Source organism: Streptomyces sp. CB02056 (genome assembly GCF_001905545.1).
Lineage (GTDB): Bacteria > Actinomycetota > Actinomycetes > Streptomycetales > Streptomycetaceae > Kitasatospora.
This window is the reverse complement of record NZ_LIPD01000001.1, coordinates 178940-196751: the sequence shown is the minus strand read 5'-3', so window position 1 is coordinate 196751 and position 17812 is coordinate 178940. Positions and strand designations below refer to the sequence as shown.

Genomic DNA, 17812 nt, shown 5'->3' with positions numbered 1-17812 from the left:
TTCAGTACGTACGGCACGGTCAGGGCACGGCTGGTTGCGCGTACCCGAATACCTCAGGTTACCGGCCATACGGGTACGTGATTCAAATCGGTATCGTCCGGCCACTCCCACCCTCCGTCACCTCTCGTTCACCCGTCCGAGTGATTTGACAATCATTTCCATGTGAGATGAGAATGATTGTCATGATGATCGGACTGCCTCGACTCGGACTCTCCCGCCGCACCCGCCGCTCCATAGCCCTCGGCACCACCGCGCTCGCCGCCTCCCTCGCCCTCACCGCCTGCGGAGGCAGCAGCAGCGCCGACAGCGGCGGCGGCCGGCTGAAGGTCGTCGCGTCCTTCTACCCGATGGAGTTCCTGGCCCAGCAGATCGGCAAGGAGCACGTCGCGGTCACCGACCTGACCGCCGCCGGCGTCGAGCCGCACGACCTGGAGCTCACCGCCAAGCAGGTCGGCACGGTCCAGAAGGCCGACGCGATCATCTACCTCAAGGGCCTCCAGCCCACCGTCGACCAGGCCGTCGCGCAGTCGTCCAGCAAGCACAAGATCGACGCCACCGCCGCCAGCCCGCTGGTCGACCACCACCTCGACGAGGGCACCGAGGCCGGGGGCGCGGCCGACGGGGCCCACGGGGCCGACGGCCACAAGCACGAGGACACGGCCGGCGACCCGCACATCTGGCTCGACCCGACCCGCTACGCGGCGATCGCCAAGAGCGTCGGCGACGAGTTCGCCAAGGCCGACCCGGCGCACGCCGAGGACTACCGGAAGAACACCGACGAGCTGGTCGGCAAGCTCACCGCGCTCGACCAGGAGTTCCGGGACGGGCTGAAGGACGCCGGGACCCGGACCTTCGTCACCAGCCACGCCGCCTTCGGCTACCTCGCCGAGCACTACGGCCTCACCCAGGTCGCCATCAACGGCGTCGACCCGGAGTCCGAGCCCACCCCGGCCCGCCTCGCCGCGGTGCAGAAGGCCGCCAAGGACAACGGCGTCACCACCGTCTTCTTCGAGACCCTGGTCAGCCCCAAGCTCGCCGACACCGTCGCCAAGGACCTCGGCCTCAAGACCGCCGTCCTGGACCCGCTGGAGGGCGTCAAGGACCCCGCCAAGGACGACTACCTGACCGTCATGAAGCAGAACCTGGCCAACCTCCAGGCCGCCCTCGGCGCCCCGGCCGGAACCGCCGGAACCGCCGGCACCACCGGCGCCGCCCCGACCGCGCCCGCCACGGCCGACGCCACCACCCCCGCCCCCGCGAACTGACGGGACCGAGCACCATGACCGACCCGATACCCCCGGCCGTCCGCCTCCGTGACGCCGTCGCCTCGCGCGGCGGCCGGCCGGTGCTGCGCGGCGTCGACCTCACCGTCCGCCCCGGCGAGGTCGTCGCCCTGCTGGGCGCCAACGGCTCCGGCAAGTCGACCACCGTCAAGGCCGTGATCGGCTCCGTCCCGCTGGAGCGGGGCACCCTGGAGCTGTTCGGCACCCCGTACGGCTCCTTCCGCGCCTGGCACCGGATCGGGTACGTCCCGCAGCGCACCACCGCCGCCTCCGGCGTCCCCGCCACCGTCCGCGAGGTGGTCTCCACCGGACGGCTGCCGCAGCACCGGCTGCTCCCCTTCCGCCGCCGGGACCGCGAGGCGGTGGACCGCGCGCTGGCCGCCGTCGGCATGCTGGAGCGGGCCGGGGACGGCGTGGCCGACCTGTCCGGCGGCCAGCAGCAGCGGGTGCTGATCGCCCGCGCCCTGGTCGGCACCCCCGACCTGCTGATCATGGACGAGCCGATGGCCGGCGTGGACGCCGCCAGCCAGCAGGTGCTCGCGGACACCCTGCGCGCCGAGGTCGGCCGCGGCGCCTCCGTCCTCCTCGTGCTGCACGAACTCGGGCCGCTGGAGCCGCTGATCGACCGCGCCGTGGTGCTGCGGGACGGCTGCGTCGCCCACGACGGCCCGCCCGTGCCCAACACCGGGCTGCACGCGCTGCCCGGCCACGACCACGTCCACCCGCACGCCGACCTGACCCCGCCGAGGCTGCTGGCATGACCGAGATGCTCTCCTACGACTTCATGCAGCGGGCCCTGCTCGCCGCCGTCCTGGTCGGGATCACCGCCCCGGCCGTCGGCATCTACCTGGTGCAGCGCCGCCAGGCGCTGATGGGCGACGGCATGGGCCACGTCGCGATGACCGGCGTCGGCCTCGGCTTCATCTTCCAGACCAGCCCGGTCTGGATGGCCGTGCTGGTCTGCGTGCTCGGCGCCGTCACCATGGAGCTGGTCCGCTCGCGCGGCAACCAGCGCGGCGACATCGCCCTCGCGATGCTCTTCTACGGCGGCATGGCCTGCGGCAAGCTGCTGGTCTCGATGTCCGCCCAGGCCGGGGCCGGCTCGCTGGAGAGCTACCTGTGGGGCTCGATCCTCACCGTCGCCCCCGCCGACCTGGCCACCATCGCGGTGCTCGGCGCGGTGGTCGTCGCGGTCACCGTGGGCCTGCGCCGCCAGCTCTTCGCGATCTGCCAGGACGAGGACTTCGCCCGGGTCACCGGTGTGCCGGTGCGCACCCTCAACCTGCTGCTCGCGGTGATGGCCGCGGTCACCGTCACGGTCGCCATGCGCGTCGTCGGGCTGCTGCTGGTCAGCGCGCTGATGGTGGTCCCGGTGGTCGCCGCCCAGCAGCTCACCCGGTCCTTCGCCGCCACCCAGGCCGCCTCGATCGCGCTCGGCGTGGTCGTCTCGCTGGCCGGCGTCACCGGCTCCTACCACCTGGACGTGCCCTCCGGCCCGGCCATCGTGCTGCTCGCCATCGCGGTCTTCGCGGTGTTCAGCCTGCTCGCCGCGCCGCTCGCCCGGCGGCGCCACCGCGGCACCGGCGAACACGGGCCGAAGGTGTGCGACGTCGAACTGCCGGAACAGGCCTCCGGCGAACCGTCCGGCACGACCACACCTGAGGGGCGGGCGGGGCTGGCACAATGATGTGCGAGACGCCCACGACCCCAGGAGGACCCACGGTGACCACCGCAGGCCCGTCGCCGCGCGCCCGCTCGACCCGGCAGCGAGCCGCCGTCTCGGCGGCCCTGGACGAGATCGCGGACTTCCGCAGCGCGCAGGAGCTCCACGACCTGCTCAAGCACCGCGGGGACTCCGTCGGTCTGACCACGGTCTACCGCACGCTCCAGTCGCTCGCGGACGCCGGCGAGGTGGACGTGCTGCGCACCGCCGACGGCGAGGCGGTCTACCGCCGCTGCAGCAGCGGGCACCACCACCACCTGGTCTGCCGGCACTGCGGCGCGACCGTCGAGGTGGAGGGTCCCGCGGTGGAGCGCTGGGCCAACTCGGTCGCCGCCGAGCACGGCTTCAGCGACATCGCGCACACCCTGGAGATCTTCGGGACCTGCGCGGAGTGCGCCAAGAAGGTCTGAGGCTCGTCCGCGCGCGTACGGCGAAGGGGACCCACCGGGCAGATCCCGGTAGGTCCCCTCCGTCGTACGCGCCCGTCAGCGCGGGGACGGCACCGGCGCGCCGACCTCGTTCGGGATCGCCCCGCCGAAGCGCCGGTCGCGCATCGCGTACTGCTCGCAGGCGCGCCACAGGTCGCGGCGGTCGAAGTCCGGCCAGAGCACGTCCTGGAACACGAACTCGGCGTAAGCCGACTGCCAGAGCAGGAAGTTGGAGGTGCGCTGCTCCCCGCTGGGGCGCAGGAACAGGTCCACGTCCGGCATGTCCGGGTGGTACATGTACTTGGCGAGGGTCTTCTCGCTGACCTTCTTCGGGTCGAGCTTCCCGGCCGCGACGTCCAGGGCGAGCGCCTGCGCCGCGTCGGCGAGTTCGGCCCGGCCGCCGTAGTTGACGCACATGTAGAGCGTGACGGCGTCGTTGTCCTTGGTCTGCTCCTCGGCGACCTGGAGCTCCTGGACGACGCTCTTCCACAGCTTGGGCATCCGGCCGGCCCAGCGGATCCGCACGCCCATCGCGTCCATCTCGTCGCGGCGGCGGCGGATGACGTCCCGGTTGAAGTTCATCAGGAACTTCACCTCGTCGGGCGAGCGCTTCCAGTTCTCGGTGGAGAACGCGTACAGCGAGATGTTCCTGACCCCGAGCTCGATCGCGCCCTTGAGGACGTCCAGCACCACGGACTCGCCGACCTTGTGGCCCTCGGTGCGGGGCAGTCCGCGCTCCTTGGCCCAACGGCCGTTGCCGTCCATCACGATGGCGACGTGGTCGGGGACCAGCTCGCCGGGGATCTTCGGGGGCTGTGCGCCGCTGGGGTGGGGGGTCGGGGGGACGTACGTCCTCTGCTTGCCGCCGCCGAAGAGCCGTCGCGCTGCCATGTGCTCACTTCTCCACGTATCTCATCGAGCGGATGCCCCGCTCCAGGTGCCACTGCAGATAGGCCGCGACCAGGCCGCTGCCCTCCCGCCAGTACCGCGGCTCGCAGGCGTCGGCCGTCTGCCAGTCCCCTGACAGCAGCGCCCCGAGCAGTACCAGTGTCTCAGGGGAGGGTACGGCACATCCGGGCACTCGGCAGTCGCCGCAGAGCACCCCGCCCGCGGGGAGGGAGAAGAAACGGTTCGGCCCCTCCAGGCCGCATTTGGCGCAGTCGGTGAAGCTCGCGCCGTACCCGTTCACCGCGAGCGAGCGCAGCAGGAAGGCGTCCAGCACCAGGTGCGACTCGTGCACCCCGGCCGCCAGCGTGCGCAGCCCGCCGACCAGCAGCAGGTACTGCTGGACGGCCGGTTCGCCCTCGTTCTCGGCGAACCGCTCGGCCGTCTCCAGCATCGCGGTGCCGGCCGTGTAGCGGCCGTAGTCGGTGACGATCGAGCCGCCGTACGGGGCGATCGTCTCCACCTGGGTGCAGAGCGGCAATCCCCGGCCGAACAGCTCACTCCCCCGGCTGAAGAACTGCACGTCCACGTGCGAGAACGGCTCCAGCCGGGCGCCGAACTTGGACTTGGTCTTCCGCACCCCGCGCGCGACCGCCCGCACCTTGCCGTGCTGGCGGGTCAGCAGGGTGATGATCCGATCGGCCTCGCCGAGCTTCTGCGCCCGCAGCACGACGCCGTCGTCCCGGAAAAGACTCATGGGGACCATTCTCCCCCACCCGCCCCCGGCTCCGGACGGCCCCGCCCGCCCGCACCGGGCTCCGGACAGCCGTGTTGCCCGCACCGGCGGTCGTGGGGGAGACCACGGCGGTGCGGGTCACGGCGGGCCCGGGGTGGGGAGGCCAGGCCCGTTGTGGGGGATTCCGAGGTGGTCTGAGGTGGTCCGCGGATCTTCGGAGGTGGACGGTACGGAGAGGCGGTCGCTACTGGTACGGCGTCCTGGTCGCCGCCTCCAGCAGCGCCCCGACCCGGGACCGCGGCAGGTCCAGGCAGCGCCCGACCGCGGCCAGCGCCTCGCGCTCCTGCGGCAGGTAGCGGCCGTCCGCCAGCGCGATCGCCGCGCCCTGCAGCAGCAGCCGCTCGCGGCCGGAGTGGGCCAGGTGCGGGGTGAGCGGTTCGACCACGGCGTGCAGTTCGACGGCCAGGCCGCCGGCCTCCGCCAGCCCCCGGCCGGGCGGCGCCTCCAGGTCGTGGGCGTGGTAGAGCTCGCCGCCGAGCCCGGAGAGCGCGGCGAGCGCGGCCAGCACCTGGGCCTCGCCGCAGTCCTCGAACCCGGCCTCGCGGACCGCCGCGCAGGCCGCCTCGCGGGCCGCCCGGTGGGCGGTGCCGCCGGCCGCGAGCATGGCCAGCGCGATGGTGTACTGGGCGTCCCGCAGCATCGCGCCGAGGCGCACGCAGGTGGGCTGCTCCAGGCTCTCGACGCCGTACCGGCCGTGGCAGCTGGTGCACTGCACGCTGCCGAGCACCGGCCCGAGCGGGACCACCGGGGTCCCCAGCAACCGCAGCCACCGCCGGCCGTGCTGCCGGCGGTAGTTGCGGTCCCCGCCGCAGCCCGGGCAGAAGAAGTCACCGAGAACGTCAGTCCGCCACCGCGGGCGAACACCCCACAACCTGGTCACGGCGCCACTCCCCAGACATGGCAGGCGGCCTGCTCGACTATGGGCAGGTCACGCGACCGGACACCGAGGCCGTCCCACCGACCCGGCTTTCCGGTGGATCGATGTTGCCACGGTTACCGGCACGTGTCAGTACCTCGAACGGCTTCCGATTCGAAAAAATGTGGCGCAGGCCACAATCCGGGGCGGGGACGACGAAGGGCCGCCCCGTGGGACGGCCCTTCGCATACCACCCGTTCGAATTAGCCGCGCTGCGAGCGGTTGACGGCGCTGATCATGGCCTTCAGCGAGGCCAGCACGGTGTTGCCGTCGATGCCCACGCCCCACAGCACCTTGCCGTCCACCGCGCACTCCACGTACGCGGCGGCCTGGGCGTCGCCGCCCTCGCTCAGCGCGTGCTCGGCGTAGTCCAGGACGCGTACGTCCACGCCGATCCGGGCCAGCGCGTCGGCGAAGGCCGAGACCGGGCCGTTGCCGGTACCGGTCAGGGTCACCGGGGCGCCGTCCAGCCGGGCCTCGGCGGTCAGCGCGTCCCGGCCGTCCTCGGTGGTCAGGGTGCGCGAACCGCTCAGCGAGATCCGGCCCCACGGGTTGCCGGTGGTCGGCAGGTACTCGTCCTCGAAGACCCGCCAGATCTCGGCCGGGCTGACCTCGCCGCCCTCGGCGTCGGTCTTGGCCTGGATGATCCGGGAGAACTCGATCTGCATCCGGCGCGGCAGGTCCAGCTTGTGGTCGTTCTTCAGCACGTACGCCACGCCGCCCTTGCCGGACTGGCTGTTGACCCGGATGACCGCCTCGTAGGTGCGGCCGACGTCCTTCGGGTCGATCGGCAGGTACGGCACGCCCCAGGTGTGCTCCTCCAGCGGCACCCCGGCCGCCTTCGCGTCCGCCTCCAGGGCGTCGAAGCCCTTCTTGATGGCGTCCTGGTGCGAGCCCGAGAAGGAGGTGTACACCAGGTCGCCGGCGTACGGGTGGCGCGGGTGCACCTCCATCTGGTTGCAGTACTCGGCGGTGCGGCGCACCTCGTCGATGTCGGAGAAGTCGATCTGCGGGTCGATGCCCTGCGAGAACAGGTTCATCCCCAGCGTCACCAGGTCGACGTTGCCGGTCCGCTCGCCCTGCCCGAACAGGCAGCCCTCGATCCGGTCCGCGCCCGCCATGTAGGCCAGCTCGGCGGAGGCGACGGCGGTGCCGCGGTCGTTGTGCGGGTGCACCGACAGGCAGACGAACTCGCGGCGGGACAGGTGGCGCGACATCCACTCGAACTGGTCGGCCTGGACGTTCGGGGTGGCCCGCTCGACGGTGGCGGGCAGGTTCAGGATGATCTCGCGGCCCTCGCCCGGCTGCCAGACGTCCATGACGCCCTCGCAGACCTCCAGCGCGAAGTCCAGCTCGGTGTCGACGAAGATCTCCGGCGAGTACTGGTAGCCGAAGACGGTGTCGTCGCCCAGCAGCTTCTCCGCGTACTCCATCACCAGCCGGGTGCCCTCGGTGGCGATCGCCTTGGTGGCCGCCCGGTCGTTGCGGAACACCACCCGGCGGAACAGCGGCGCGGTCGCGGCGTACAGGTGGACGGTCGCCCGCGGGGCGCCGACCAGCGCCTCCACGGTCTTCTCGATCAGGTCCTCGCGGGCCTGGGTCAGCACCGAGACGGTGACGTCCTCGGGGATCGCCCCCTCCTCGATCAGCGACCGTACGAAGGCGTGGTCGGTGGCCCCGGAGGCGGGGAAGCCGACCTCGATCTCCTTGTAGCCCATGGCCACCAGCAGGTCGAACATCTTGCGCTTGCGGGCCGGCGACATCGGGTCGATCAGCGCCTGGTTGCCGTCCCGCAGGTCGGTGGACAGCCAGCGCGGCGCCTTGGTGATCACCTTCTCCGGCCAGGTGCGGTCCGGCAGGTCGACGGTGCCGAACGGCAGGTAGCGCCCGTGCCGCATGCCCGAGGGCTGCTGGCGCACCGAGGCGGCGGTGATCGGGGTGGGGCGGTCGACGAAGGGGCGGCCGGCGGGGACGGACGCGGCGGAGTTCTGCTCGGTCATGGAGGTGACTCGGCTTCCTGTGATGCGTGGTGCGGGCGGGTCGGGGGTGGTCAACACCTGGTCAACACCGACTGGCCGGCCTCTGCTGCCGCTCGCGATACACCCTTGGATCGCCGATTGCGCGCACAGCACGTTCCCCGCGGCGAGGGTGCCGGCCCCAGTGGACTACAGGCCCTCGACGCGGCAGCTAAGAAGAAGCAGCCCGTTGCGCATGATGGGCCCAGCGTAACCCAGCACCGCGCGCCCCCGAAGTGATCCGGGCCACCGTTCCACTCCTTGAGACGCCGACCGGTCCTGCCGGAGGTGGTGACAACCGGTCATCGAGGCCTCACCCTGGGCAACATGACCGCAGCAGCACCGTTCTGCACGATCGTCCCGCCGTTCGTCCTGGACCGCCTCGCCGAGGCCGGCCACGAACCCGCCGTCCACTCCCTGGCCCTCGACGCGGCGCACCGCGCGGCCCGCCTCTCCCCGGCCCCGCCCGTCGCCGCCCCCGGTCTCAACCGGGTCGTCTACGACGCCGGCCACGGCCAGCGGCTGCCCGGCCGCTCCGTGCGCACCGAGGGCCGCGCGGCCTCCTCCGACAGCTCCGTCAACCACGCCTACGACGGCCTCGGCGCCACCTTCGCGCTCTACGCCGACGTCTTCGGCCGGCACTCGATCGACGACCGCGACCTGCGGCTGGACGCCAGCGTCCACTACGGCCGCGACTACGACAACGCCTTCTGGAACGGCCACCAGATGGTGTTCGGCGACGGCGACAACGTGGTGTTCGGCGACTTCACCGCCTGCGTCGACGTCATCGGCCACGAACTCACCCACGGCGTCACCCAGTTCACCGCCGGACTGGACTACCAGGACCAGCCCGGCGCGCTCAACGAGTCGGTCTCCGACGTCTTCGGCTCGCTGGTCAAGCAGTACGCGCTGCGCCAGGCCGCCGCCGACGCCGACTGGCTGATCGGCGCCGGACTGCTCGCCCCGGGCGTCCAGGGCGTGGCGCTGCGCTCGATGAAGGCGCCCGGCACCGCCTACGACGACCCGCGGCTCGGCAAGGACCCGCAGCCCGCGCACATGCGGGACTACGTGGACACCTCCCAGGACAACGGCGGGGTGCACATCAACTCCGGCATCCCCAACCACGCGTTCTACCTGCTGGCCACCGCGCTCGGCGGCTCGGCCTGGGAGCGCGCGGGCCGGATCTGGTACGACGCGCTGACCGGGCGCACGCTGCCCGCCGACGCCGACTTCACCGCCTTCGCCCGGGCCACCGTGGCCGCCGCCAGGTCCCGCTACCCCGACGACCGGTCGGTCGTGGACACCGTCACGGCCTCCTGGGCGCAGGTCGGGGTCAGCCCGGGGTGAGCGGGGCCGCGGACGGCCCCGGGAGTACGCCTGAAGGGTGGTTGAGACCGGGTTGAGGCGGGCTTAAGGTCACGGTCCGGGAAAAGCCCGGCAAACCCCCTCCCCGGGTAGCACCATGGACACCATGCGTATCCAGGTGACCCGGACCGGCGGCTTCGCGGGGATCGTCCGCCAGGCGGAGATCGACACCGCCGACCGCACGGACGCCCCGCACGTGCACGCACTCGCCCGCGAGGCCGTCGCGGGCGGGCTGCGCGCGCCCTCGTACGGGGTGCCGGACGGCTTCCACTACGAGATCACCGTCGACGGCCGGTCGGTGTACTGCGCCGACCCGAAGCTCACCGACTCGCAGCGCGAGCTGGTCTCCCTGGTGCTGCGCGAGGGCGCGTAGCACCAGGGAGCCCGCGGTCGGGGCCTTACAGGGCCTGTCGGGCGGCGGCCCCCGGACTCAGAGCCAGCCGTCGAGCGCCGCCAGGAAGCCGGCCGGGTCGTCCCGGTGGACGGTGTGGCCCGTGCCGGGGACGGTGCGCACCTCGAAGCCGCGGGCAGTGAGCTCCTCGGCGCTCGCCGCGTCCACCAGCATGCTGCCGTCGGCCAGGACCACCAGCGAGGGCACCGCCGGCCCGGCCGGCAGGTCCGAGCGCTGGTCGGCCAGGGCCAGCGCCGAGTCCTCGTCCCAGGCGGCCGCGGCGGCGATCTCGTCGTCCACGTCGGCCGGCTCCCAGGTCGGGCTGAGCGCCACGACCTGCTCCCGGGTGAGGTGCCGCAGCTGCGCCATCACCCGCGGGTCCATCCCGGTCTGGACGAACCGCCAGGCCGGGTCGACGTACACCGCGCGAGCCGGCTTCAGCCGCTCGACCGCGTCCGCCAGGACGATCCCGCCCAGCGAGTGGCCGATCGCGAGCTCGACACCGGCCGGCAGGCTCTCCAGCAGGTCCTCGGCGTACGCCGCCAGGGGGTAACGCTCCAGCGCGGTGGCGCCGGTGCCGCGCGGGCTGGCGCCGTGCCCGCGCAGGTCCACGGCGAGCACCCGGTAGCCCCTCCCCGCCAGGGCCGGGCCGACCAGCCGCCAGGTGCGGTGGTCGGACATGATGCCGTGCACCAGCACGGCCAGCCGGTCCCCGCTGCCCCACTCCCGGGTGTGCAACTCCATCGCGGTGTAACCCTTCTGACGTCGCGTACGGCCGGACCACGGCGAAGGCCCGCCCGGACGCACAACGTCCGAACGGGCCCCAGGCCTCCCGGCTGCCCGAACTCCCTCGTCGGGAGCCCGGGTTCAGAAGCCGAGCTTGCGCAGCTGCTTGGGGTCGCGCTGCCAGTCCTTGGCGACCTTGACGTGCAGGTCCAGGTAGACCGGCGTGCCGAGCAGCGCCTCGATGTGCTTGCGGGCGGTGGTGCCGACGTGCTTGAGCCGCGCGCCCTTGGCGCCGATCACGATCGCCTTCTGGCTCTGCCGCTCGATGTAGACGTTGGCGTGGATGTCCAGCAGCGGGCGGTCCGCCGGGCGGCCCTCGCGCGGGAGCATCTCCTCGACCACCACGGCCAGCGAGTGCGGCAGTTCGTCGCGCACGCCCTCCAGCGCGGCCTCGCGGATCAGCTCGGCGACCATGATCTGCTCGGGCTCGTCGGTGAGGTCGCCCGCCGGGTAGAGCTGGTCGCCCTCCGGCAGCAGCTTGGTGAGCAGGTCCGCGACCAGCTCGACCTGCTTGTCGCCGACGGCGGAGACCGGGATGATCTCGGCCCACTCGAAGCCCAGCTCGATGCCGAGCTGGTGGATGGCGATGAGCTGCTCGGCCAGGCGCTTGGAGTCGACCAGGTCGGTCTTGGTGACGATGGCGACCTTCGGGGTCTTCTTGATCCCGGCGATCTCCTTGGCGATGAACTTGTCGCCGGGGCCGATCTTCTGGTCGGCGGGCAGGCAGAAGCCGATCACGTCGACCTCGGCCCAGGTGGTGCGGACCAGGTCGTTGAGGCGCTCGCCGAGCAGGGTGCGCGGCTTGTGCAGACCGGGGGTGTCGACCAGCACGAGCTGGGCGTCCGGGCGGTGCACGATGCCGCGCACGGTGTGCCGGGTGGTCTGCGGGCGATCGGAGGTGATCGCGACCTTCGTCCCCACCAGGGCGTTGGTCAGGGTCGACTTGCCCGCGTTGGGCCGGCCGACGAAGCACGCGAACCCGGAGCGGTACGAGGAGGAAGGGGCATTCATGGGCTCCATTCTCCCTGATCACCGGAGCCCCGCCGTCCGGGCCCACCCCGCGGGGGTGTCCGGGGCGCGCTCAGCCCTTCTTCCCGGCCTTCCCGCCCTTGCCGGAGGTGGGGATCAGCGAGACCACCACCAGCACCAGCAGGAAGCCCAGCGAGCCGTACAGCCAGAGCTCGGACCCGGTCTCCTGCCACTTGCCCAGCCCCATCACGAACAGCACCAGCCCGGCGAAGAACGCCACCGCCCCCATGCCCCAGTCCCCTCACCGAGTCCACTCCCCCGGTGAGATTATCTGCAAGGCCTGGGCTCCAAGACCATGCCGTCCGACAGCGCCGTACGGGGCACGCGGCGGGGCCGCCGAAGGCCCGCCAACGGCCCCCGGCGGCCCCGTACGGGCCCCTCGACGGGCCTCAGCGCGCCTCGGCGGACACCCGCAGCGTCCCGTCCGGCCCGGCCAGCAGCACGGGCGTCCCGGCCCCGCCCAGGTCCCGTACGGCCGCCAGGTCCGTCTCGGCCGGCTGCTCCGCCTCGCTCACCACGGCCGCCGCCTCCAGCGACCGGGCGCCGCTGGCCACCGCCATCGCCACCGCCGTCTGCAGGGCGCTCAGCCGCAGCGACTCCAGCGCGACCGTCCCGGCCACGTAGGTGCGCCCGGTCTCGTCACGCACCGCGGCCCCCTCGGCCACGCCGTTGCGGGCGCGGACCGAGCGGGCCAGGGTGATGATCTTCTTGTCTTCGGGGTCGAGCTCGACGATGTCACTCATGCCGCCGAGCATAGGCACCCGGCGCCGTTCAGTGGCCGACCGGGTGGGTGGGCCCCGGGTTCGGCTTGAGGACCTTGACGAAGGTCTTCGCGGCGCCGCTCGGCCGAGCCTCCTCGCGCTCGATCCGCTGCCGCCAGTACGGGTTGTCGTGCGGCAGGTGGCCGCTCACCCGGCCGTACATGCCGAAGGTCGTCAGGACGATGCCGAAGATGAACGCGAACAGCACGTTCGACATCCGGAAGTTGAGGATGTTGGCGTCCGGCCGCCCGAGCACCGTCAGGCCGTAGAAGCCCGACAGGACGAACAGCACGCCCACCGCCATGTTGAGGTTGGACGCGAAGTTCCCGCCGACCACCGCCCCCAGCACCAGGACCGCGCCCGCCACGATGGACAGGATGCTCAGCGCCCCGTTGGTCGACAGCCCGGCGATCCGGTCGCCGTGGGTGGCCAGGAAGCCCGGCTCGCCGGCCAGCCCCAGACACCCGAACACGATCAGGAAGACCCCCCCGAGCCCCGCCCCGACCCGCCACACCATGGCGAGCCGACGGTCGACGGTGGGCAGTTCGTCTTGCAGCTTCATGGCGACCTCCAGAGCTCGGCCATGGTCCAGCCGGGTGCCTAGCTGTAGGGGTGGCTCCCCTGCATGTGCGGCACCTCGTGCATGTAGAGCGAGCCGCACTGCTGGCAGCAGCGCAACCCGGTGCCCCACTCCTCCTCGGGCCGCGTCTCGGCGTCGTCGGACATGGTCCGGCCGCAGAGCGCCACCGACAGGTCCTCGTCCCGCACCACGTGCCAGGACTTGACTCCGCCGGCCGCCCCCTGCGGGCCGTACTCCGCGCGAAGTTTGTGCGTCATGCCCTCCATGGTCGCTCGGCGACCGCCCACCCGCTACTCGCCCGCCGGCTCCTCGGCGTCCTCGGTGCGGCGGACGGGGGCGGCGACCATCGAGCCGATCCGGTTGCGGCGGCCCGCCGAGGACTCGGCGGTCAGCAGGATGCCGGACAGGCCGCCCTCCACCGGGTCGGGCAGCGGGATCTCGCAGGAGGAGCCGGGGATCGGCACCCGGCCCAGGTGCTTGGCCAGCAGGCCGCCGACGGTCTCGACGTCCTCGTCCTCCAGCTCGATGCCGAACAGCTCGCCCAGGTCCTCCACCAGCAGCCGGGCGGTGATCCGGTACGAGCCGTCCCCGAGGTCCTCCACCGGGGCGATCTCCCGGTCGTACTCGTCGGTGATCTCGCCGACGATCTCCTCCAGGACGTCCTCGATGGTGACCAGGCCGGCCGTGCCGCCGTACTCGTCGATCACGATCGCCACGTGCGAACGGCGCTGCTGCATCTCGCGCAGCAGGTCGCCGGCCGGCTTGGAGTCCGGGACGAAGACGGCCGGCCGTATCACCGCGCCGACCTCCTCGGACTCCGCCTCCCGGTTGATGTGGGTGCGCCGCACCAGGTCCTTGAGGTAGACGATGCCGACCACGTCGTCCTCGTTGTCGCCGACCACCGGGATCCGCGAGAAGCCCGAGCGCAGCGCCAGGGTCAGCGCCTGCCGGACGGTCTTGTGCCGCTCGATCATCACCAGGTCGGTGCGCGGCACCATCACCTCGCGCACGATGGTGTCGCCCAGCTCGAAGACCGAGTGCACCATCCGGCGCTCCTCGTCCTCGATCAGGTCGTCCTTCTCGGCGAGGTCCACCAGGGCCCGCAGCTCCGCCTCCGAGGCGAACGGACCCTCCCGGTAGCCCTTGCCCGGGGTCAGCGCGTTGCCGAGCAGGATCAGCAGCCGCGGGATCGGGCCCAGCACCGCGGCCAGCGGCAGCAGCACGAAGGAGGCCGCCGTCGCGGTGGTGAGCGGGTGCTGGCGCCCGATCGTGCGCGGCGAGACCCCCACCGCGACGAAGGACACCAGCACCATCACGCCGAACGCCAGCAGGACGGCCTGCCAGGTGGGCGTCACGTTGCGCACGCACACCACGGTGACCAGGACGGCCGCCGCCATCTCGCTGGCCACCCGGATCAGGGTGGCCAGGTTGAGGTAGCGGATCGGGTCGGAGGCGACGGTCAGCAGCCGCGCGGAGCCGCGCCTACCGCTGCGCACCGCCTCCTCCGCCCGAAACCGGGAGACCCGGGAGATGCCCGCCTCGGCGCACGCGGCCAGCCAGCCGAGCACGACCAGCAGCACGGCACCGAGGATGAAGCTCGTACTCTCACCACTCACAGGGGTTCGGGCTCCGCGCTCAGTGGGTGGTGGGGGCCGGGGAGATGCCGCCGAGGCCCCGGCCCGTCCGCCAGTCGTCCAGGATGCGCTTCTGGAGGGCGAACATCTCCTCCTCTTCCTCCGGCTCCTCGTGGTCGTAGCCGAGGACGTGCAGCACGCCGTGCACGGTGAGCAGTTGCAGCTCCTCGTCCATCGAGTGCTTGGAGGGGGCCGCCAGGCCCTGCTGCTCGGCGACCTCGGGGCAGAGCACGATGTCGCCGAGCAGGCCCTGCGGCAGCTCGTCGCCCTCCTTGCCGGGACGCAGCTCGTCCATCGGGAACGACATCACGTCGGTCGGGCCGGGCAGGTCCATCCACTGGATGTGCAGCTCCTCCATCGCCGCACTGTCCACCAGGATCACGGACAGTTCGGACTGCGGGTGGATCCGCATCTTGTCCAGTGCGAAGCGGGCGACGTCGAGGATGGCTTCCTCGTCGGCCTCCCAACCGGACTCGTTGGCGATGTCGATCGACATGACGGGCTGTGTGCTCAGCTTTCGGTGCGATGGGACTGGCGGGGTGCGCGGGGCGCGCGGGGCGCCGTGGCCTTGCCGGGGCGCCGCTGGGCGGGCTTGCGGGCCGCCGGGGCGGCCTCCTCCGCCTCCTGGCGGGCGTCCCAGCGCTCGTAGGCGTCCACGATCCGGCCGACCAGCTTGTGGCGGACCACGTCGGTGCTGGTGAGGACGGAGAAGTGGATGTCGGGCACGTCGGCCAGGATGTCCTGGACGACCTTGAGACCGCTGCGGGTGCCGCCCGGGAGGTCGATCTGGCTGGTGTCGCCGGTGACCACCACCCGGGAGTTGAACCCGAGGCGGGTGAGGAACATCTTCATCTGCTCGGGCGAGGTGTTCTGGGCCTCGTCGAGGATGATGAAGGCGTCGTTGAGGGTGCGGCCGCGCATGTACGCGAGCGGGGCGACCTCGATGGTGCCGGCCGCCATCAGGCGCGGGATGGAGTCCGGGTCCATCATGTCGTGCAGCGCGTCGTACAGCGGGCGCAGGTACGGGTCGATCTTCTCGTAGAGGGTGCCGGGCAGGAAGCCCAGCCGCTCCCCCGCCTCGACCGCCGGGCGGGTCAGGATGATCCGGTTGACCTCCTTGGCCTGGAGGGCCTGGACGGCCTTGGCCATCGCCAGGTAGGTCTTGCCGGTGCCCGCCGGGCCGAGGCCGAAGACGATCGTGTGCTTGTCGATCGCGTCGACGTAGCGCTGCTGGTTGAGGGTCTTCGGGCGGATCGTCCGGCCCCGGTTGGACAGGATGTTCGCGGTGAACACCTGCGACGGCGCCGGGCTGTCCGGGTCCTGGCTGCGGATCATGGCGATGGAGCGCTCCACGGAGTCCTCCGTCAGCGGCTGGCCGGTGCGCAGCACCAGCATCATCTCGGTGAAGAGCCGCTGCACGAGGGCGACCTCGGCCCGGTCCCCGGTGGCGGTCACCTCGTTGCCGCGGACGTGGATGTCCGCGGCGGGGAAGCCCTGCTCGATCACGCGCAGCAGCGAGTCCGCGGTGCCGAGCAGGGTGACCATCGGGTGCTTCTCGGGGATCACGATCCGGGCGCTCACACGGCCGTCGTCGGTCGTTTCGGGGCGCGACTGTCCGTTGGTACGGGTCTGCGATGTGTCACTCATAGGTCGGCGCTGGGGCCTGCCTCATCCCATCCGTGGTCTCGGGTGCCGCTGGGTGTCTCCGGGGCACCAGGGTACGCCGCGAGCGTGATCGCCGTGGCGGGCGGCGGGGCCGCACCCGACGATGCTCCGGCAGATCGCAGGCCGGCGCGAGCCCATTTTTTTCACCGGGGACACTGCCGGGACTCTCCCGTGCCGCTCCGGTTCCCCGGGCCGGTCACGACGGGCGGCGGGCCGGCACCGGCACCCGGTCGAGGTCGGCGGCCAGCACCAGCTCCCCGTCGAAGTGCTTGCGGGCGTCGGCCAGGTGCTGGCCGAGGTCCGGGTAGCGCTGCGAGAAGTGGGTCAGCACCAGGGTGCGCACCCCGGCCTCGGCGGCGGCCTTGGCGGCCTGCCCGGCGGTGAGGTGGCCGTGCTCCTCGGCGAGCCGGGCGTCGGCGTCGGTGAAGGTCGCCTCGACGACCAGCAGGTCGGCGCCCTCGGCCAGCGCGTACACGCCCTCGCACAGCCGGGTGTCCATCACGAAGGCGAACTTCTGGCCCGGCCGCGGCTCGCTGACCTCGGCCAGGGTGACGGTGCGGCCGTCCACCTCGATCGCGCCCTCGTGCTGGAGCCGGCCCACCGCCGGGCCGCGCACGCCGAGGGCGGCCAGCCGCTCCGGCACCAGCCGCCGGCCGTCCGGCTCGGACAGCCGGTAGCCGAAGGACTCCACCGGGTGGTCCAGCCGGACGGCGTCCAGCGCGAAGCGGGCGCCGGGCGCCGGCAGCGGCCCGGGCTCGTCGATCGGCCGGGGCCGCAGCACGGCCGTCTCGTGGTAGGCGGTGGAGTGCCGCAGCCGCTCGAAGTAGACCTCGCCGGAGGCCGGGAAGTAGACGTCGACCGGGTGCGGGACCCGGTCGAGGTTGATCCGCTGGATCACCCCGGCGAGGCCCAGGCAGTGGTCCCCGTGGAAGTGGGTGACCGCGATCCTGGTGATCTGGGTGGCCGTCACCCCGGCGTGCAGCATCTGGCGCTGGGTGCCCTCGCCGGGGTCGAACAGCAGGCCCTCGCCGTCCCAGCGCAGCAGGTAGCCGTTGTGGTTGCGGTGCCGGGTGGGCACCTGGCTGGCGGTGCCGAGGACGACGAGTTCGCGCTGGGACACCTGCGGTCAGACCATGCGCTCGGTCATCGACATGCCGCCGAGCACGTGGACGTGCGCGTGGAAGACGGTCTGCCCCGCGCCGGCACCGGTGTTGAAGATCAGCCGGTAGTCCTCGATGCCCTCGTCCGCGGCCACCGCGCCCGCCTCGGCGAGCAGTTCGCCGGCGGTCTCCGGCTCGGCGGCGGCCAGCGCGGCCGCGTTCGGGTAGTGCGCGTGCGGGATCACCAGCACGTGCACGGGAGCCTTGGGGGCGATGTCGCGGAAGGCGAGGGTGCGCTCGGTCTTGCGCACCACGGTCGCCGGGATCTCGCCCGCCACGATCTTGCAGAACAGGCAGTCGGGCTGCGGCTCGCCGGCCATGGCTCTCTCCTCGGGATCGGTGTGTCGGGTGGTGGGGCCGTACGGGCGCAGCCTAGCCGAGCCGGGCGACGGCCT

At 72.3% G+C, this 17812-nt stretch carries 21 protein-coding genes; 6 read left to right on the top strand and 15 right to left on the bottom strand.

Annotated elements, in window-relative coordinates; all coding sequences use genetic code 11:
- The first annotated feature begins 182 nt into the window (after positions 1 to 182).
- Genes AMK13_RS00800 through AMK13_RS00785 form a run of 4 tightly spaced genes read left to right on the top strand, consistent with a single transcriptional unit; the run spans position 183 to position 3416 of the window.
- On the top strand, positions 183 to 1265 hold the full coding sequence (locus AMK13_RS00800; protein ID WP_241852702.1) for a metal ABC transporter substrate-binding protein: 1083 nt from the start codon (positions 183 to 185) through the stop codon (positions 1263 to 1265).
- A 14-nt stretch (positions 1266 to 1279) separates the two neighbouring features.
- Positions 1280 to 2044, top strand: a complete 765-nt coding sequence (locus AMK13_RS00795) for a metal ABC transporter ATP-binding protein (protein ID WP_049651099.1) — start codon at positions 1280 to 1282, stop codon at positions 2042 to 2044.
- Positions 2041 to 2970 (top strand): metal ABC transporter permease, encoded by a 930-nt coding sequence (locus tag AMK13_RS00790; RefSeq protein WP_049651098.1) that lies wholly within the window; start codon positions 2041 to 2043, stop codon positions 2968 to 2970. Before AMK13_RS00795 ends, AMK13_RS00790 begins: the two co-directional genes overlap by 4 nt.
- Before the next feature lie 35 nt (positions 2971 to 3005).
- A complete protein-coding gene (locus AMK13_RS00785; RefSeq protein ID WP_049651097.1) occupies positions 3006 to 3416 on the top strand; it encodes a Fur family transcriptional regulator in 411 nt (136 codons plus the stop codon).
- A gap of 75 nt (positions 3417 to 3491) precedes the next feature.
- On the opposite strand, the gene AMK13_RS00780 is transcribed toward AMK13_RS00785, so the two are convergent.
- From AMK13_RS00780 to leuA, 4 genes are all read right to left on the bottom strand, one after another.
- Positions 3492 to 4325, bottom strand: coding sequence for an isoprenyl transferase (locus tag AMK13_RS00780; RefSeq protein ID WP_049651096.1), 834 nt, complete (start codon positions 4323 to 4325; stop codon positions 3492 to 3494).
- Between the two features lie 4 nt (positions 4326 to 4329).
- Entirely contained in the window at positions 4330 to 5076 is a 747-nt protein-coding gene (recO, locus tag AMK13_RS00775; protein ID WP_049651095.1) for a DNA repair protein RecO, read from the bottom strand.
- Positions 5077 to 5299: 223 nt separating this feature from the next.
- The gene (locus tag AMK13_RS00770) at positions 5300 to 5995 is read right to left on the bottom strand and encodes a hypothetical protein (protein ID WP_049651094.1); all 696 of its coding nucleotides are present in this window, start codon (positions 5993 to 5995) and stop codon (positions 5300 to 5302) included.
- 239 nt (positions 5996 to 6234) lie between these two features.
- On the bottom strand, positions 6235 to 8031 hold the full coding sequence (gene leuA / locus AMK13_RS00765) for a 2-isopropylmalate synthase (RefSeq protein ID WP_074000729.1): 1797 nt from the start codon (positions 8029 to 8031) through the stop codon (positions 6235 to 6237).
- A gap of 342 nt (positions 8032 to 8373) precedes the next feature.
- Between leuA and AMK13_RS00760 the strand changes: the two genes are divergently transcribed.
- A complete protein-coding gene (locus tag AMK13_RS00760; protein WP_074000728.1) occupies positions 8374 to 9393 on the top strand; it encodes a M4 family metallopeptidase in 1020 nt (339 codons plus the stop codon).
- Positions 9394 to 9517: 124 nt separating this feature from the next.
- The gene (locus AMK13_RS00755; protein WP_049651101.1) at positions 9518 to 9784 is read left to right on the top strand and encodes a protealysin inhibitor emfourin; all 267 of its coding nucleotides are present in this window, start codon (positions 9518 to 9520) and stop codon (positions 9782 to 9784) included.
- Between the two features lie 57 nt (positions 9785 to 9841).
- Here AMK13_RS00755 and AMK13_RS00750 read toward each other — a convergent pair whose 3' ends face one another.
- The 11 genes from AMK13_RS00750 to AMK13_RS00705 form a co-directional block, all read right to left on the bottom strand.
- On the bottom strand, positions 9842 to 10546 hold the full coding sequence (locus tag AMK13_RS00750) for an alpha/beta fold hydrolase (RefSeq protein WP_074000727.1): 705 nt from the start codon (positions 10544 to 10546) through the stop codon (positions 9842 to 9844).
- 123 nt (positions 10547 to 10669) lie between these two features.
- Complete coding sequence (gene era / locus AMK13_RS00745) at positions 10670 to 11599, bottom strand: GTPase Era (protein ID WP_049651090.1); 930 nt, start codon at positions 11597 to 11599, stop codon at positions 10670 to 10672.
- A 70-nt stretch (positions 11600 to 11669) separates the two neighbouring features.
- Complete coding sequence (locus tag AMK13_RS43280) at positions 11670 to 11846, bottom strand: hypothetical protein (protein ID WP_158077653.1); 177 nt, start codon at positions 11844 to 11846, stop codon at positions 11670 to 11672.
- A 160-nt stretch (positions 11847 to 12006) separates the two neighbouring features.
- Complete coding sequence (locus AMK13_RS00740) at positions 12007 to 12360, bottom strand: cytidine deaminase (protein WP_049651100.1); 354 nt, start codon at positions 12358 to 12360, stop codon at positions 12007 to 12009.
- A 28-nt stretch (positions 12361 to 12388) separates the two neighbouring features.
- Positions 12389 to 12940 carry a DUF4383 domain-containing protein gene (locus AMK13_RS00735; RefSeq protein ID WP_049651089.1) on the bottom strand — a complete coding sequence of 184 codons (552 nt, stop codon included), beginning with the start codon at positions 12938 to 12940 and terminating at the stop codon, positions 12389 to 12391.
- A 38-nt stretch (positions 12941 to 12978) separates the two neighbouring features.
- Positions 12979 to 13215, bottom strand: a complete 237-nt coding sequence (locus AMK13_RS41600) for a hypothetical protein (protein WP_063780135.1) — start codon at positions 13213 to 13215, stop codon at positions 12979 to 12981.
- 33 nt (positions 13216 to 13248) lie between these two features.
- Positions 13249 to 14574 (bottom strand): hemolysin family protein, encoded by a 1326-nt coding sequence (locus AMK13_RS00725; protein ID WP_049651087.1) that lies wholly within the window; start codon positions 14572 to 14574, stop codon positions 13249 to 13251.
- Between the two features lie 19 nt (positions 14575 to 14593).
- A complete protein-coding gene (gene ybeY, locus AMK13_RS00720) occupies positions 14594 to 15088 on the bottom strand; it encodes an rRNA maturation RNase YbeY (RefSeq protein WP_049651086.1) in 495 nt (164 codons plus the stop codon).
- A 14-nt stretch (positions 15089 to 15102) separates the two neighbouring features.
- Entirely contained in the window at positions 15103 to 16137 is a 1035-nt protein-coding gene (locus AMK13_RS00715; protein WP_079271808.1) for a PhoH family protein, read from the bottom strand.
- Positions 16138 to 16453: 316 nt separating this feature from the next.
- Positions 16454 to 17377, bottom strand: a complete 924-nt coding sequence (locus tag AMK13_RS00710; RefSeq protein WP_049651084.1) for a ribonuclease Z — start codon at positions 17375 to 17377, stop codon at positions 16454 to 16456.
- A 6-nt stretch (positions 17378 to 17383) separates the two neighbouring features.
- Positions 17384 to 17737 (bottom strand): histidine triad nucleotide-binding protein, encoded by a 354-nt coding sequence (locus AMK13_RS00705; RefSeq protein ID WP_049651083.1) that lies wholly within the window; start codon positions 17735 to 17737, stop codon positions 17384 to 17386.
- Positions 17738 to 17812: the final 75 nt, after the last annotated feature.

Coding starts and splice junctions, on each gene's coding strand:
- AMK13_RS00800 (WP_241852702.1), top strand. CDS start 183: ATGATGATCGGACTGCCTCGACTCGGACTCTCCCGCCGCACCCGCCGC.
- AMK13_RS00795 (WP_049651099.1), top strand. CDS start 1,280: ATGACCGACCCGATACCCCCGGCCGTCCGCCTCCGTGACGCCGTCGCC.
- AMK13_RS00790 (WP_049651098.1), top strand. CDS start 2,041: ATGACCGAGATGCTCTCCTACGACTTCATGCAGCGGGCCCTGCTCGCC.
- AMK13_RS00780 (WP_049651096.1), bottom strand. CDS start 4,325: ATGGCAGCGCGACGGCTCTTCGGCGGCGGCAAGCAGAGGACGTACGTC.
- recO (WP_049651095.1), bottom strand. CDS start 5,076: ATGAGTCTTTTCCGGGACGACGGCGTCGTGCTGCGGGCGCAGAAGCTC.
- leuA (WP_074000729.1), bottom strand. CDS start 8,031: ATGACCGAGCAGAACTCCGCCGCGTCCGTCCCCGCCGGCCGCCCCTTC.
- AMK13_RS00760 (WP_074000728.1), top strand. CDS start 8,374: ATGACCGCAGCAGCACCGTTCTGCACGATCGTCCCGCCGTTCGTCCTG.
- AMK13_RS00755 (WP_049651101.1), top strand. CDS start 9,518: ATGCGTATCCAGGTGACCCGGACCGGCGGCTTCGCGGGGATCGTCCGC.
- AMK13_RS00750 (WP_074000727.1), bottom strand. CDS start 10,546: ATGGAGTTGCACACCCGGGAGTGGGGCAGCGGGGACCGGCTGGCCGTG.
- era (WP_049651090.1), bottom strand. CDS start 11,599: ATGAATGCCCCTTCCTCCTCGTACCGCTCCGGGTTCGCGTGCTTCGTC.
- AMK13_RS43280 (WP_158077653.1), bottom strand. CDS start 11,846: ATGGGGGCGGTGGCGTTCTTCGCCGGGCTGGTGCTGTTCGTGATGGGG.
- AMK13_RS00740 (WP_049651100.1), bottom strand. CDS start 12,360: ATGAGTGACATCGTCGAGCTCGACCCCGAAGACAAGAAGATCATCACC.
- AMK13_RS00735 (WP_049651089.1), bottom strand. CDS start 12,940: ATGAAGCTGCAAGACGAACTGCCCACCGTCGACCGTCGGCTCGCCATG.
- AMK13_RS41600 (WP_063780135.1), bottom strand. CDS start 13,215: ATGACGCACAAACTTCGCGCGGAGTACGGCCCGCAGGGGGCGGCCGGC.
- ybeY (WP_049651086.1), bottom strand. CDS start 15,088: ATGTCGATCGACATCGCCAACGAGTCCGGTTGGGAGGCCGACGAGGAA.
- AMK13_RS00715 (WP_079271808.1), bottom strand. CDS start 16,137: ATGGTCACCCTGCTCGGCACCGCGGACTCGCTGCTGCGCGTGATCGAG.
- AMK13_RS00705 (WP_049651083.1), bottom strand. CDS start 17,737: ATGGCCGGCGAGCCGCAGCCCGACTGCCTGTTCTGCAAGATCGTGGCG.